The organism is Dellaglioa sp. CoH-56-MRSF-10 (assembly GCF_056782175.1).
This window is the reverse complement of the sequence record NZ_JBXAYF010000025.1, coordinates 1-525: the sequence shown is the minus strand read 5'-3', so window position 1 is coordinate 525 and position 525 is coordinate 1. Positions and strand designations below refer to the sequence as shown.

1 protein-coding gene is annotated in these 525 nt (G+C 57.3%); it reads right to left on the bottom strand.

Going from position 1 to position 525, the window contains the following annotated elements; genetic code table 11:
- On the bottom strand, positions 1-504 hold a 504-nt coding region (locus AC1RP4_RS07635), incomplete at its 3' end, for an SNF2-related protein (protein ID WP_481763217.1).
- Positions 505-525 lie beyond the last annotated feature (21 nt).

The window sequence follows — 525 nt, the reverse complement described above, 5'->3', positions numbered from 1 at the left end:
CTTCTGGATTGTCTCTTCGAGGATCGAATCGTACACAGCCTGTTGGTTTGGCGTCAGGCGACAGCCGCCGATCCACTCGCGCTTGGTCGGAAGAAACGCGGCCCACTCCTTTCGCATGGCACCAGCCACCACGATCCGCGATTTGATCTTTCGCATGATCTGCTCTTGTGCCCCGGGCTTCCAGATTTTGACGCGGCCACCGGAAACCTGCTCTCCGTATTTGGCGTTGAATTCGTCCTTGGTGCCGAACAGCGTAGGGTCCATGGCCCCAACCTGCATAGCCATGTCCGAGGGGCTATCGTGGGCCATAGTGCCCGAGGCCAGCCGAATTTTCGGCACGTCACAGATGAGGCACATCGTGGCTTGCGTGCGCCCCGTATCGTTCTTCACCTTGTGCGATTCGTCCAATCCTGCGTACGAAAAGCGAAACTGTCGCAGAAAGTCAATGATTGGGTAGACCGTGACAGGCGTCGTGCCGTAGCACACGCTGTATTGTCGGTACATGAGAGCGTTGTAGTCGGCAAC